The sequence below is a fragment of the Pseudomonas sp. BIC9C genome (assembly GCF_034541995.1).
Classification (GTDB): Bacteria; Pseudomonadota; Gammaproteobacteria; order Pseudomonadales; family Pseudomonadaceae; genus Aquipseudomonas; species Aquipseudomonas fluorescens_CC.
In genome coordinates, this window is record NZ_JAWDGM010000001.1 from 889,247 (window position 1) to 904,585 (window position 15,339).

The 15,339-nt window shown below is 50.7% G+C and carries 11 protein-coding genes and 1 tRNA gene; all 12 read left to right on the forward strand.

From position 1 onward, the window contains the following. Window positions 1-193 precede the first annotated feature (193 nt). Window positions 194-1,687: a sensor domain-containing diguanylate cyclase gene (locus tag RS887_RS04235; RefSeq protein WP_322614489.1), complete on the forward strand. Its 1,494-nt coding sequence runs from the start codon at window positions 194-196 to the stop codon at window positions 1,685-1,687. Continuing rightward, window positions 1,674-1,892 (forward strand): cysteine-rich CWC family protein, encoded by a 219-nt coding sequence (locus RS887_RS04240; RefSeq protein ID WP_322614490.1) that lies wholly within the window; start codon window positions 1,674-1,676, stop codon window positions 1,890-1,892. The genes RS887_RS04235 and RS887_RS04240 overlap by 14 nt, the downstream gene beginning before the upstream one ends. A 33-nt stretch (window positions 1,893-1,925) precedes the next feature. Beyond that, window positions 1,926-2,618: a pseudouridine synthase gene (locus RS887_RS04245; protein WP_322614491.1), complete on the forward strand. Its 693-nt coding sequence runs from the start codon at window positions 1,926-1,928 to the stop codon at window positions 2,616-2,618. 313 nt (window positions 2,619-2,931) lie between these two features. Continuing rightward, the gene (locus RS887_RS04250) at window positions 2,932-3,816 is read left to right on the forward strand and encodes an alpha/beta hydrolase (RefSeq protein WP_322614492.1); all 885 of its coding nucleotides are present in this window, start codon (window positions 2,932-2,934) and stop codon (window positions 3,814-3,816) included. A gap of 277 nt (window positions 3,817-4,093) precedes the next feature. Further along, window positions 4,094-4,167 (forward strand) — tRNA-Gly (locus RS887_RS04255). Window positions 4,168-4,739: 572 nt separating this feature from the next. Next, on the forward strand, window positions 4,740-6,074 hold the full coding sequence (locus tag RS887_RS04260; protein WP_322614493.1) for a DUF5623 domain-containing protein: 1,335 nt from the start codon (window positions 4,740-4,742) through the stop codon (window positions 6,072-6,074). Window positions 6,075-6,527: 453 nt separating this feature from the next. Continuing rightward, window positions 6,528-7,568: a hypothetical protein gene (locus RS887_RS04265; protein ID WP_322614494.1), complete on the forward strand. Its 1,041-nt coding sequence runs from the start codon at window positions 6,528-6,530 to the stop codon at window positions 7,566-7,568. Between the two features lie 498 nt (window positions 7,569-8,066). After that, window positions 8,067-9,425: a site-specific integrase gene (locus RS887_RS04270; protein WP_322614495.1), complete on the forward strand. Its 1,359-nt coding sequence runs from the start codon at window positions 8,067-8,069 to the stop codon at window positions 9,423-9,425. After that, entirely contained in the window at window positions 9,418-12,720 is a 3,303-nt protein-coding gene (locus RS887_RS04275) for a hypothetical protein (protein ID WP_322614496.1), read from the forward strand. The genes RS887_RS04270 and RS887_RS04275 overlap by 8 nt, the downstream gene beginning before the upstream one ends. Then, the gene (locus tag RS887_RS04280) at window positions 12,713-13,321 is read left to right on the forward strand and encodes a hypothetical protein (RefSeq protein ID WP_322614497.1); all 609 of its coding nucleotides are present in this window, start codon (window positions 12,713-12,715) and stop codon (window positions 13,319-13,321) included. The genes RS887_RS04275 and RS887_RS04280 overlap by 8 nt, the downstream gene beginning before the upstream one ends. Beyond that, window positions 13,287-13,757, forward strand: coding sequence for a hypothetical protein (locus tag RS887_RS04285; RefSeq protein ID WP_322614498.1), 471 nt, complete (start codon window positions 13,287-13,289; stop codon window positions 13,755-13,757). Before RS887_RS04280 ends, RS887_RS04285 begins: the two co-directional genes overlap by 35 nt. Next, on the forward strand, window positions 13,754-15,076 hold the full coding sequence (locus RS887_RS04290) for a hypothetical protein (protein WP_322614499.1): 1,323 nt from the start codon (window positions 13,754-13,756) through the stop codon (window positions 15,074-15,076). Before RS887_RS04285 ends, RS887_RS04290 begins: the two co-directional genes overlap by 4 nt. Window positions 15,077-15,339 lie beyond the last annotated feature (263 nt).

The window sequence follows — 15,339 nt, forward strand, 5'->3', positions numbered from 1 at the left end:
GCTCGCGAAGGCGTCAGCACATTCACGATTAAAGTGCCTGACTCACCGCCTTCGCGAGCAAGCCCGCTCCCACAAGGACCACGCGCAACCTCTGTGGAATGCAGGAACGACCATTCGCGGCGCACATAGGGCAGTTATTTCCCCGCCGTGCAATTAGAATGCTCGCCATCGGATGACTGCCAATGGAACTGCCATGCCGCTTCGCTCGCCGCTGTATTCTCAACGTTCGTTGGTTCTCACGCTGGTCGCGTTGCTGGGCGCAGGTTTCCTCGCCACTTCCTTTCTCAGCTACTACGCCTCCCGGGCCTCGATCCGCGACAACATCGTCAACACCGAGCTGCCACTGACGTCGGACACGGTCTATTCGGAAATCCAGAAAGACCTCGTCAGGCCGATCCTGATTTCCTCGATGATGGCCCGCGACACCTTCATGCGCGACTGGGTGGTCAACGGTGAAAAAGACTCCGACCAGATGACCCGCTACCTCAACGAGGTCATGACCCACTACGGCGCCTACACCGCATTCTTCGTCTCCAACACCAGCCTGACCTACTACCACGCCAAGGGTGTGCTCAAACAGGTCAAGGCCAGCGAACCCCGCGACGCCTGGTACTTCCGCGTGCGGGACATGAAGGATCCGTACGAAATCAATGTCGACCCGGACCTCGCCAACAAGGACAACCTGACCTTTTTCATCAACTACAAGGTCTACGACTACAACGACCGATTCATCGGCGCAGCCGGGGTTGGCCTGACCGTCGACGCTGTGATCAAGCTGATCGACAAGTACCAGCAGCGTTATCAGCGCAGCGTGTATTTCGTCGACAACTTCGGGCGCCTGGTGCTCACCGGCGTCGAAGGGGGTCCGCAGGGTGCGCGCATCGGGCAGCAACTCGGTGAACTCGACAGCATGAAAGACCTGGTCAGTCGGCTGCCCAAACCCCACAGCGGCAGCTATGAATATTCCGTGCAGGGCCAGGGACATTTTCTCAACGTACGCTTTATCCCGGAGCTGAACTGGTACCTGTTCGTCGACAAACGCGAAGACAGCGCCCTGGGTGAAATCCGCCAGTCGCTGTACCTCAACCTGTTGATCTGCCTTTTGGTCACGGTGATCGTGCTGGCCCTGCTCAACCGGGTGATCAAACGCTTTCAGGACAAGATCCAGGCCCAGGCCACCCTCGACAGCCTGACCGAACTGCCCAATCGTCGCGGCTTCGACCTGCTGGCCGCACAGGCCATGCACGAAGCCCGGCGCGAGCCCAAACCGCTGACCGCCTTGCTGTTGGACCTCGACCACTTCAAGGCGCTGAACGACACCTACGGCCACCTGGCCGGCGACCAGGTACTGATCGGTTTCGCCCGGGATCTGGAAAGTTGTCTGCGGCACTCGGACATCGTCTGCCGCTGGGGCGGTGAGGAGTTCATCGTGCTGCTCAAGGACACTGATGGCAAGACAGGCCTGATGATCGCCGAGAAAATTCGCCAGCACGTGGAACAACAGCGCCATGCCTACCACGACAAGGCCTTGCAACTGACCGTGAGCATTGGCCTCACGATCCTGCAGCCCGATGACACCTTGCACAGCCTGCTGTCACGGGCGGATCATGCGATGTATCGGGCCAAGCAAAGTGGCCGTAACCGAACCTGCGTGGAAATATCTCACTCCGTCCATGAACCAGCCTGACCTCTGCCCCGCCTGCGGTGCCCCCAATGACTGCACCCTGGCCGACCCGCGAACCGCCGACCGCGCCTGCTGGTGCTACGGCGTCAGCATCGACCCGGCAGTGCTCCAGGCGCTGCCGGCGCAACTGCGCAACGCTTCGTGCCTATGCCCGCGTTGCGCCGAGGTCGAGACGCAGTTGCAAGCAGCGTCCGGGTCGATCAAGTAAGATGCGCCCCCCTTTCCTCACTGATCCCTAGTCATGCGTGTCGACCGATTCCTCAGCAGCCTGCCGCGCTTCAACCGTAAGCAGGTGCGCCTGTTGCTGGTGGAAAAACGCGTCAGGGTTGACGGAAAAGTCGTCAGTGACCCGCACAGCGAAGTCCGCGAATTCAGCCGCGTCGAAGTTGACGACGACGTGCTGCAAGTCGGCAAACCGCTGCGCCATTTCATGTTGCACAAGCCCGCCGGATGCGTCAGTGCCACGCGGGATCCGCAACACCCGACCGTGCTCGATCTGATCCATGAACCGGACAAGGACGAACTGCACATCGCCGGCCGCCTGGACTTCAATACCACCGGCCTGATGCTGATCACCAATGACGGCAGCTGGTCGCGCCGCCTGACCCAACCGCAGACCAAACTGCCCAAGGTCTATTACGTCGAAACCGAGCAGGAGATCGGCCCTGAATACGCGATCAAATTCAGTGAAGGGCTGTACTTCGCCTTCGAAGACCTCACCACGCAACCGGCCGGGCTAGAGCGGCTCGGACCGAAATCGGCACGCCTGAGCATTGTCGAGGGCCGTTATCACCAGGTGAAGCGCATGTTCGGCCACTTCGACAACAAGGTGCTGCACCTGCACCGCGAGCGCATGGGGCCGCTGGTGCTCGACGACGCGTTGAGACCGGGCGAATACCGCCCGCTGACCGACGAAGAGATCCGATCGATCTAAGCGCACGACCGCTCAGCAGAAAGTTGTCGAACAATTTATCAACGGCACTTGCGCAATGATGTGACCCCTGCTTGAATCAGGACGTCGGCCGAAATGTGACCGATGAGTCACCCCATACTTCCAAGAAACTTTTTGCCGGTAGGAACCCAAGGGTTCCGGCCTCACCCGGCAGACTGCCCGCCAATAACAATACCCGTCGACCGGACTGCATTGGATCGACATGGGCCAGCAAATTCCAAGGCATATGCCTACCTGTCACAAAGCTCGTGCAATCTCATTTGCGCGCATACCCGCTTGCCAGGAGTCTTATGACATGAGGCCAGAAATCGCTGTGCTGGATATACAGGGTCAGTACCGGGTTTACACGGAGTTCTATCGCGCAGACGCCGCAGAGAAGACCATTATCCTGGTCAACGGCTCGATGGCCACGACTGCGTCGTTTGCACAAACCGTGAAAAACCTCCATCCGCAGTTCAACGTCGTCTGCTACGACCAGCCCTACGCGGGCCGGTCAAAAGCCCACAACCTGCATGAGAAAATGCTCACCAAGGAAATCGAAGGGCAGATCCTGCTGGAGCTGATCGACCACTTCGCCGCCGAGCACGTGCTGTCGTTTTCCTGGGGCGGCGCCGCGACCATGATGGCGTTGTCGCAACGGCCACGGCGCATCGAAAAGGCCGTGATCAGCTCGTTCTCCCCGGTGATCATCGCGCACATGCTCGACTACCTCGAGCGCGGAGTCGAACACCTCGGCAACCTGGACCGCGACCGGGTTGGGCACCTGGTGAACGACACCATCGGCAAACACCTGCCGTCGCTGTTCAAGCGCTTCAACTATCGCCACGTCAGCTCCCTGGCCGAGCATGAGTACGGGCAGATGCACTTCCATATCAACGACGTGCTGCACAGTGACCGCCAGTGCTATCTGCACGCGGCGAAAAAAATTGATGTACCGGTGCTGTTCCTCAACGGCGAATGGGACGAATACACCGCCGCCGACGACGCCCGGTTGTTCGCCGGCCACGTGCAACACAGCACGTTCAGCACCCTTCAGGCCACCGGCCACTTTCTCGACATGGAGCACAAAGCCGCCTGCCGAGACAGCCGCAACGCACTGATGGGTTTCCTGAAACCGTCGCAACACGAAAGCCGACCGCGTTACCACAACGTCCAGGAACACCATGCATTGGCAAGCTGAAGTAGCGTCATCGCGAGCAAGCCCCGCCCTGCTGCGTTAAACGTATTGCACAGGCGCGAGGCTTGCCCGCGATCGACCGTCATGGGCTCCACGTTTTCTTGATACATCGTGTTAAACCCGCCCCACGTAAAGAAAAACTTCAAATCGCCGGCCGTATCTGGTACAAAGTCACCGCTCTGAGCGGGTGTCGTATAATGGCATTACTCCAGCTTCCCAAGCTGATAACGAGGGTTCTTAATCGGCCCCGTCCGTAGGTGCGTATTTGTAGTGGTGTTTCGCGGGTGTAGTTTAATGGTAGAACTGCAGCTTCCCAAGCTGCTAACGTGGGTTCGATTCCCACCATCCGCTCCAATACCCCATTACAAATCAAGAGCTTACAAACCTTCGCTCCGCAACTCCTCTCCGCAGATTCGCTTTCCCAGCAAGTCGTCCCTAGACCTCTCCAATACGCATCAGACTAAAAAGTCATTACGACAACTCCCATCTTCTACCCCCTTCCGTTGCTCACCTCTACTACCAACCTACACACCCCACGGAAAATGGTACGCCGTGAATTCAGTTGGCTTTTGGTTCGAGCAGGTGGGATATCTCAAGCGCGACCCATTACCAAGGAAAAAAAATGGCCCATCACGTCCCGCAAGCTGAATCCATCGCTCGCTGTCCACCGAATCATGAGATAGAAAGCGCGGATTGAGATCAGTCCAACCTGCCCAGACCACAACCCACCACACTTAAACTAGCCTCTTGCATTCTTGCAGCCGCGCCGCTAGTCTCGGTTCTGCGCTAGGTAGGCGCACCTCACCCGTCAGTGAAAGCTGGTAACGGCACTACCTTTAAGTAAACGATCTCATAGGCCATGATTTTTTTTGCGGCCCCAATAAGACGTAGGCGGGTGGCGTTGGATATGGGGTTGGAGAAAAAACATGAGCACCCTACCTACGCTCCAAAAGCAGCACTCCTCGCTCCACGAACAGCCTTCGACCCTTCGCGGTATCAAGAAAAAAGCCAAAGCTATTCGCCAAGCCGGACAGAAGCATGCGATGACGTTAGATCTTGTCGCCAAAGCTGCCGGATATCGCAATTTCCATCACGCCCAGCGTGAACTTTCCCCAGCCTCGCCGCAGCATCAGCAGCAACCTGGCAGACACTCTATTTTCATTTCAGCCTACTGGCGTGACAGAGACTCGTCTCCAAGATCTGCTGGGTGCGAAACCATCCAGATCCACTTAAGCCGCCCGGTGAAGGATCTGATGACAAGACATCAGGGCACATATGCTCGAAACCTTGAAGGGTTTCGCCTAGAGGCGCCTGATCATCTCGAAATGCGCGCTAACACGGATAGCCAAGCTCGGGCGCGTGAGCTCCTCGTACGTGCAGCACTTTCAATGCAATTTATGGAAGTCACAGGCCTACGCCCCGCAACTTCGGAAAGGAATTTTAAAGCGCTCGAAAATCTTGAGGGCTTTCCATCCAAAGATCACGTTTCGCTCTGGATTGACCCGAAATCAGGTGGATGGGTCGCACTTGATGAGCCCTATGGTCACGTTAACGAAAAGTCGTTAGTCAGCAAACGTGCCGAGTGGATTACTGACCACGCATTGCACCTGCACAAACCCACTTGGGGTGGGCTCTACTTCCCTGGGAATGCTGTACCGCACTTAATCGCTTCGGACGGGGAACTCCTGCATAGAGTTGCTAGCTCAGTGGAAGCGCTAGACCCGATAGCGGCTGTACCGTCAGACACGCAGCCATGGGATGGCACTTCCGCTCCCTATACTTCGCAATTTGTTAGCCCTGCCAGGAAGGCCAGCGGCGTTGCACGCAAACCTCGGCCTGGAACGACGTATGGGTACAGTAAGGGCGCGATTGAATACCACCGTGAAGCCGGCTACGCGTCTCTTTGGCGCCCTGAAACGCAAATGAGTCTGGAGGATCACTCGAAAATTGGGAGCGAGTTCCAGCGGCTTTGCATATCGCCGATGACCTTCAACGCACACAAAGTATTCCGGAGCTGGTGCTCCACGCTGGAGAATTGGATGTATGCGGAGTATCAGAAAAGCGAGCGGGACGACAAGTTCTACGACACTTATTACGGTGGCAACCCTGCACCATACGAGACTGTCGAGGATCAACAGTCGGCCATCGACCGCGTATGTAACATTGTTTTGGCAGGCTATGTCGACTGCAAGCCGCGAAGAGATCTGCTGAAGGATCTCAAATCAGCCCAGGCGATCATTGCGAAAGTTCTGCCCCGCTAAGGTTCACGATCGATCCTTGGTCTTTTTCCCTTATGCTCAAATAACCAAGGGTGACTAGCGAGCTGTAAAAGCCTACTCACCCCATGGTCAAATCACCATTGATGCAGGAAACCTCGTCACGCCCATCGAAGGATGCAAAGCATTTGGCAGCTTTCATCATCCACACTTGGGCGCACGGGGCCACTGTAGGGGCGTGAATGAACTCCCCCCCCGTGGGCACCCCGAGCATGGAGGCCCAGCACAGATGAAAAGTACCGCAGCCCGTTACGAGCGGCGCCTCCCCCCCCTCGATTGGACAAGTCGTAGGCTCGATGCTAGCGTTTGACTGCATCGGTCGACCTGGATCGAGCGGTCGGTTCGCAAAGGCAACGCCTCAGGTGCTCCCCATCTTTTCGCACGCATTTCGACAATAGTCAGCGGGCAGCCGACACCGTGACGTATTGGAGAACTGCTATGCGTATTCCAATCTATTCCGAAGATTTGCTGACCCGGGGCGGCTTCAAACGAATCGCAAAAAAACTTCAGCGCCAGTGGCCTGGTCAGAGCTCAATCAAGCTCTGGTTCGCTCGTGAGATTCTTTCAAAAGGGATGGGCTACCGCGACTATCACGACGTATTGATGTCATCCAAAACATGCCAGCTCGGAGCTATCGCACCTACTGAATGTCAAGTAAGGGCTGGTATAATTTCGACCATTTCTAACGCCCTTCGATCAGACAACAACATCACTATTGAACTCGAAGAGCTACAGCACTTTGTGGAGACGTTGCCACTGTATTCCCTCCTTGCGTTTAAAGACCAGTCCAGAGCACGGCCATTCGATAACACCCTCACGCCCCCTCTCCAACTTTGTAGTGATGATCAGAAAAAGATCGCAGCGGCTGGTCAAGACGCGCACCAGCTCCGGCAGGCAGCACCTGTCACTTACATCAAAAAACGTAAGTCCGTCGATGCGCATGTGAATATGATCAGCCAGGAAGCCATCCAAGCGATCCGCGAGATCTTGGAGCGTTCAGGCAGCCTTCGTGATCAAAGCCTGTATGTCATGATGCAGACAGGATTGCGTTCGCAAGTCATTCTCTCCACTAAAGCACGCTTCGAACCCGCCTTAAATGATCGAGGCATTATTCAGACCTTGAAGGCCCCCTTTCTAATATCCCAAGGCGCACAGGTTATTGGTCGATACATAGAGGCCGAAAAGCTGAAGCCGGATGATTACCTTTTCCCTTCCGATAGCGACCCTAAACGCCCAATGACTTCCCAGGAGCTGGGAAAAGTCTTTGCGTCCTGGATTTTGAAAGCGCAACTTGCCGGCGGGAAATTTACGCCACGCAACGTTCGAACATTTTCTATCGCGCACGCCATTAACACTTCAAAGTGGAGTCTAAGTCACGCCATTTACACTTCAGAGTTGAGTCTAAGTACTGGGCACATATCACGGGCGATGACTCAGCACTATGTTATTGCGGGAAATACCACGCCCGACAAGACCTGACAGCGCTTGGTGGTTGGTGCTCGAATTATATGAGTTGTTGGGCATCTACCATCGCAAATCTGAGCGAGTAAGTACTCCTACAAGACAGTCTGGGCTTCCTGCACCTTCGCACCACACGAAGGTGCAGGAAGCCTTTGTTTTCTTGCAAAGACCGTTAACGCATTCTGGTAGCTAGTAGTGACCCCATGCCGGGATTGAAAGAAAGCAGGGAGAAAAGAGGGAGAAAGAAATAAAGGAAATATCGTAGCCGGCAATGGCGAGCTCAAAACAGAACCAAACGGCGTAAACACAGCAAGGTAAATCGCTAAAAGTTATAGCAATTATCGTGCAAAAATACGTAACGATGCTAGCTTGATCTTGTATCAGACTACAGGCGGAGTGTCAATATATGTTTAATTCGAAAATATCCCCCACGCCCGCCGAAGCGCCCTGTCGCCAATGAAAAACCTAACGCTGCTACCGACAAACGGCGTTCCCCGGCTATACACGGAAGACGGTATGCCTGTGGAGGCCTACAACCGCTACACCCGTTATCTATTCTGCGAAAAAAAGGATCACTTCAGCCGTGCAACCAAAAAAGGCAATCACCAGAGTACCGCGAACTTTTTCGATTATTTGCACGAGCTGGGCATTCTAGGAGCAGAACTCAGACCTTCCCCTCGACTGGTTGAGGAATGGGTAAGCGGATACGGACGCTTTCTTTTAGAGGCCGACCAATCTGACGATCTAGTGTTCAGGCGCGTGGCGATAGCACTTGGAAGGAAGCCGATAAGCAGAAAAGCCTGCAAAGCATACCTGTATGGCGTGAATGGCTTCCTTAAGGTTGACGCTTTGCTGGAGAAACAGCAGCGCAGACTTGAAGAGTTGCTGAAAACACCCAAACCACACCATCAACCCTTCATGCCCATAAACCTTTCTCCTAGCTCGCCTCCCTCCATCGAAGCCAGCGGCATGATTCGCAGAAACAGCGTGCTGGGAGCCAACCTGAACATCTCTCACATTGAGGTACCCAGGGCAACGGGCATTTTTATTAAGGAACGTGGCAAGAATAGGACGCGAAAGGTCAAAGATTTCCCCGCGAAATACTTGATCGAGACCATTGAGAACATGACTTCAGCCCGCGACCGATGCTTTTTCGCAATGATAGGAGCGGGAGGTTTGCGTTTTTCCGAAGCATTGGCCATGCCAAACGATCTGATAGATATTCCCAATAAAACGCTGCGTGTTGAAGATCCGAACGACTGGCGACAATCCTCAAAATACCATGGCAGCGAACAGTACCCCTACAAAGGCAGAGAGACCGCCATTGTTTATTTGATACCGGAGCTGAGAAATTATTTATTCGAAAAAATAATTGAGTACAAAGCTGTTAGGCCCAGTAGCGAAAGCCACCTTTTGTTTGTCTATGAACAGGACGAGCGCTACGGCGAACCGATGTTTTGTACGGACATACAAAATCTTAACGGCCTGTTCAACTATAACTTCAAGCGAGCCCAACAAAAAACTTTCGCATCGCTCAAGGAAAATGATCAATTCAAGCCGAACTACACGGTTCACAGCCTGCGGCACTTTTATGGCATGTGGCTGAGAAACGATACGTACATCCCTGGGCGCAAACAGATCGGATTGGAACTGAGTGAAGTTCAAGTCAGGATGGGCCACAAGTTAATAAGATCCACGGAGATTTATGCCTACAGAAGACAGGAAATCCTGAATATCGACTACAGCATGTCTTGGCAACTCATGATAGGAAGACTTGGCTTACCTAATCTTATGGAGGCGAGAGCGGTAGCACTCGAAGCACTAGCAGCACATGTGAGATCAATGGAAAAAGAACAACGGGTGAGCCATGATTAACATATCACTCAACACCCTATATTTCAGACCTGAGTTCAACCAAAAAATTGTGAGCGATACAGCCGATTTTTTATGTGACCAATTATCCGCTTTACGCGGGCCGCTGCCAGACGACTACGAAACCGCTGAAAACTTTGAGAAGCGTACGCGCTATAGTTTTCAATGGCTAGTTTCACATCGTGAAAATACCCCGTTTAACCAAGAGGATCTACAGAATCTATTCAACATAGCTAACACACCAAAAACGGATAAAGCCGAACTTCGAGACCTATATATAAAATTGACAGGCAGACAACCTAAATACATTGACGATGTAAATGGATTAAAAGGGCCAATTAAGGCGCTGATGATCCTGCTTTGGTCAAACAAGCAATTATTGCTTCCGATTCTCTTTGACAAGAAAGGTATGAGCAAAGCCTTTCCAGACATCTATAATATTACTGACGGTTTTGTAGCAGAAATAGTTCTCCACTGCTCAAACCGACATTTGGTAAAGTACTTCAGAGCGTTCGTATACACCGTTGACTGGGCTAAGCCTAAGGATGTTACCTTTTTGGAGTTATGGGACGCGACACCTAAACTTCTGGAAGTAATCAAACAATATAAGGCTCTCAACCAATGTACGGAGTACCCCAGGCACTACTGCATATTGGGTTTTGCCGCTCTACTTGCAATTCGCCACCCTGGTATATTGACTTCTAAACAGATCATCTTACTGGAGAAGTATCTACAATCATTGTCGATCTCCAGACACCTAGAAAAAAACATATCAACGCCAGAAGAGTTCGAGAAATATTTAGCACTGTCGGCTGGCCATAAGCTACGTCACCGACAACAAATAAACGGCACAATTAAAGTCAAGCGACATCCTGGGCTTGAGCACGCATCGGACAATCCGGAAGAATACTTCGCTGCTCTGTCCACTCAAAAGCGTGGTGAAGGACTAAACTGGCTTAATGGAGGTTATTACAGATACCGTCCCGAGTTAGATCTATCCACCGCCGTTGAGTGGTGGAAACCGGCGATAGAAGATTATCAAAAGTATTTGAACGGCAGAGTAGCCAAGTCACGTCGAGGACAACTAAAATCGTTTTTAAACATCTTATGTGACTACGTATTCTGCTACATCCCGCATTGGTGCTACTTACATCCCGACAGTCCAGTACGTCCACCCTTGAAAATTGACGATTTTCATAGAGAATTGTTCTGGAATCGACAAGAGTATGAACAGGAGGAAGGCGAAAACTCATTTAGAGGGGTGGAACTCCCAAAAACTGCTATGGAGATGTTTAAGACAAGGCGATCACCCAATCAACTTACTCCATTTATCGTGGCAATAGACGACTTTTTTAAATACTGCATTTCTCATAGAAAACAAATTAAACTGTATAAGCGTCAGGCGATCAGCGATTCGTTTGACAACCCGGTTATACGTAAGTTTGATACCGAGGGAAGCGGCCCGCGAGGAAATACAGATAAAATCGTTTTGCCGCTGAAAAGCGTTCCCTACGCCGAAGCCTATACCCATATTTTGAATGCCATTGGAGTCGACCTTCAACGAAGGTTACTGGCGGGAGAACTGCAAGAACAAATCAAAATATATTATGGAAGCTCACACATTGATCTTGATGCTCTTAATTTAAAGTACACAATTGAGATTCCAGGCAATGAAGTCGGCAAGACTATTACGGTTCCGATTCATCGAATACCAAACTGTTATAGTTGGAAGCGAGGATCCTACAAGCGGGAGGATGGCTCGATCATTGAGGCAAAAATCCCCCACCTCGGGGTTTTGCGAATGCTAATGGTCGCCCTGCATGCCGGCCAGCGCGTGCAAAATAGCCAATGGTTAGATTTAGACACTTTCGATGAATACGAACGTTTTTCACCTGACAACACCAGTTTTCTAGCAACACTATTTATCAACACTGACAAAACCGATCCAGAACGTACCGTATCCATTCAGCGTTCAGTATTCAATATGTTACTGGAGGAAAAACGATTCCAACTCGAAGTAATGTTAGAGCCGCCAAAAAAAATCAAATACGAAAATGACGATTTCAGTCAATACAACGAGTACCGACCGTTATTCAGGAGTCCCTTCACAGGAAGAGGCTTACCCTTTAGCGATAACACATATTCCGACATTTGGGTAAAAATTCTTATAGGCCTACAGGATATCTATAACTATCAGAAACCAGAAAGCGAACATCATCACTTCGTTTATTACAATGGACGAGCCCATCGAGCAGTGCATACACCACATGCATTACGCACCACATGGGTTACCTGGATGCGCTTATACGGTGGTCTTGAATACGTCCTAATCATGAAGCAGGTCGGCCACTCAGAGATAACAATGAGTTTCCACTACACTGCACCTGACGTGCTGGAGACCAATACACTCATAGAACAAGCGTTCCATCAAAGGAACCAAGCGGCCTCAACGGAAAATCATTTTAACCTGATCACCAGTATGGCCACGCGACCGTCACTTGAAACATCCGCCTTACGATCAGGTCTTTTGTTTAATCCACAAGCCACTATCGAACAACAGCGCCTATTCAGTGTATCTAGCCAGTTTGTTGAATCTAAACAGACGGGCCTGGGAATGATTGACGTATTGAACCTAGGAAACTATGGATATTACGACGATTGCATTTGCCCGTTCAATGGCAAATGCCCAAAAGCACTTTTGAATTTTACAGGTATGGCGCGATGCTGCAGTATTTGTCCCTTTGCTATATGGGGGCTAGACCATCTGGAAGGAGTCGAGGCGAAAAAGCGCTTCTATCAACTGCGCGTCAATCATTTGCTACAGGTATTCGATCACTTGATCGAGCGGAAGGAGGAAAAAGCGGCTGAGGAAATTCGCGCAGATTTAAGCCTAGCCAGTTTAGAGCTGGCTGGATACCATCAGATTAGCAGTGTCATCCGATCTGAGCTCGAAAAGTCAGCCAACATAAAAAACTCCTTCGCGATGCGTCGCCCTGAAATCCTAGAGAAGCATTGCAAAATCCAGATTGATATAAATCATCCGGGTTGGAGGTATGTATCAAACCTTATTGACCTTAAGAACTATCCACAGTTTTGTGCTGACTCTTACTTACAGATCCTGAACCGGTTTTCTCGTAACTTGCCGCCACCTGGTATTAAGGATGAGAAACGTACTCCGTTGGATCGGGTACTCGCACAGATATCCGCAACAATGAAAAGTGAGGGCATCAATCTTTCACAACTGGCGGATCGCTTATCCAGCGATCAATATCGGATAGAGGCTGAGGAACATGAGTAACTTCACTCCAGGCCAGAAGGAAAAAGTAGAAGCAGGACTGGCTCTTTTGAAGAACATAGTCACCACGAAACTTAAACCAAACTACCACCCTCGGTTCATAACACACTTCATGGAAAATATGGCAGAGCTGTCAAAATTCGATATCTCTTGGCTCATTCGATCGGACAGTCCCTATCGAGAATATTTGGTCTCGGTATTTAATGGAATTAAAGACAAGAAAAGGCCTAACCAAACCACTGAACTCAAAAACAAAATCGAAAAACTTGAAGCCACAATCATGCTACAAAATCACAAAATAGAAATCCGGGATCGCATAATCGAGAATTTAAATATCTCACAGGTCGAATTCACAGATGACACCGGTGACTCATCGCCGAAAGTTAAAACTTGGCTCAAAGAATTTGAAGATACATGTCATGTCTTAAAGGCAATGGTTAATTATTTTTCCAGCTTGGGGGTCACGATCCACGACGGCAAGATTCTCGATATGGGAAACATAGACGGCATACCCAGGACAGTTGCAGCGGGAGCTCAACTGAAAGCCTACCTAAAATGGCTGGAAACCCATGAACTCCCTGCATCGCTACTTGACCAGCATTAATCCATCGAACCCTAAAGCGCAGCGGTTGCGTGGCTATCTGCTGGATTGCATTAGCGGAAAGTCGACCCTCCCAACCTACAGCGGTAAAATTAACTCCTCTGCCTTGGCGACGAAGATCAACTGCGACCGCCAGGCGTTCTATGGGCACAGAGGATCGAAAGAGCTCAAAGACATTTTTTCCGCTCTGCTGGTCGATGGACAAGAACTCATCACCGCATCCGCATCAACACCTAGACCCCAAAAGGCCAACACCCAAAAAACCAGAACCCAAGAAGACAAACCCAGGAAGAACAAATCCCCAGAATCTCGTAAGAAACGAAATATCCCCAGTGACCACCTGCAGTTGCTTTCGACCATTTCACAACTGGAATTGGAACTCGCCAGGAACAAGCAGCTGCGGATGGATGTGCTGTCAGGGAAGATTATCGTGCTATGAGAGTCACCTTAGTCACGATCACCCTGACAGCCATCGGCGAATATGTGGCCGTAGCAAAGGTGCGACAGGGCGCTCGTGCAATTTCCTTTGTCCTACCCACCCTTCTTGAATCCCAGACCTGCCTGTTGCCCGGCGAATCCTACGAGGTGACGCTTATAAAGGACAAAGTCAAGATGAGGTGTGCCGCCTCGATGACTCACTTGGCGCATACACCAGCCAGTTTCGCGGCAAGTCTAAAATATTTCGGTGTAATTCCCCGCAGAGGATTCAATCCTCGCTCCGCCCAACGCATTGCAAAGGCATTCAAGTCTCGCCCGGAAGCGTTACTCGACATCTTTCTTCAGGGAGCTTTGGAGCCTATCAGCGAAATTATAGGTGTCGTCCAAGCCCATTCATTGTTATCGGCTTTTCAGACCAGATGCCGTTTGATAGCGCTGACCAAAAAACTGATTCAACTCAAGATTTCGAAACAAGCCGCTCCCATCTTGTTAAACCTCCATGGGCACGATGCGCTGGAAAAAATCACGGAGCGACCTTGGCTACTCGTCCCTTTTGCACCAGCTGCTGTCACGATTGAGGGAATGACGGCAATCGAAAGAATTGGGATGGAACTGCTCCATTATCTTCGTACCCAGTCTACCAAAGGCTGCTTGGCGGTCTTGATATCCGCACTCCCCCCAAAGCTTGGATGCGCTGTTGATCTTTGCAAGCAAAGAGGAGCTATAGTTCAAGAGGGAGACAGTATCCAATTGGTCTCACATTTCATTCTTAAGGAAAATATCGAGCGAATGCTTTACCTCCTTGACGCGACGTTATCTCCTAAGTTCTTGGATTACGAAATTGAGTACAATATCGAGCGCCTAGAGATTTATCATGGACAACGCTTTAGTGGCAGCGACATCTCCATATCTAAACAAGTCATCAATCACCCCATCACACGCTTATACCACACGAATCCAATCACCATAGATCAAACACTGCACAACCTCTCCGAGGTTTATTCTGATATCTACAATGGTGATATTTATCGAGTTTATGCAGGCATAGTGACCAACGCAAAGCAAAACACACCACGCCTGCATCATTATTCATCTGTAATAAACTTCATCAGCAGTGGCAATGAAAAAATCCAAAATAGCCTCATGCTTATAATGGACGCCTCAAAACTCAGCCTCTCGGAACTTTACCTCATCCTTGAGAAAATTCATGCTTCCACGAAAATTTTAATGATCTACCACGAAACACCTAATCCAAATGCCAATCACTTACTGATCAACCGAATACTAAGTCGCTACCCCTTCACTTTAGACGCATTATAAAAGTCGACCATCATGATCCCGAGATGCTGCTTCTTCTAACCCTGATAGAGCAGCGGCGCCTTTCACAGCCGTAAGCCCTTGTACCGCTGGTCGGTATTACTCCTCCAAAAAAACGAACACAACCGATTACTAAAAAGCCAAATCATCGACTATGATTTTACTTACAAATCAATATACATACAAACCGATAAACCTCAACCAATTGATTTTTATAGAATTAAAAATTACTCAAAGACCCACACACATTCGCAATATTATAAACA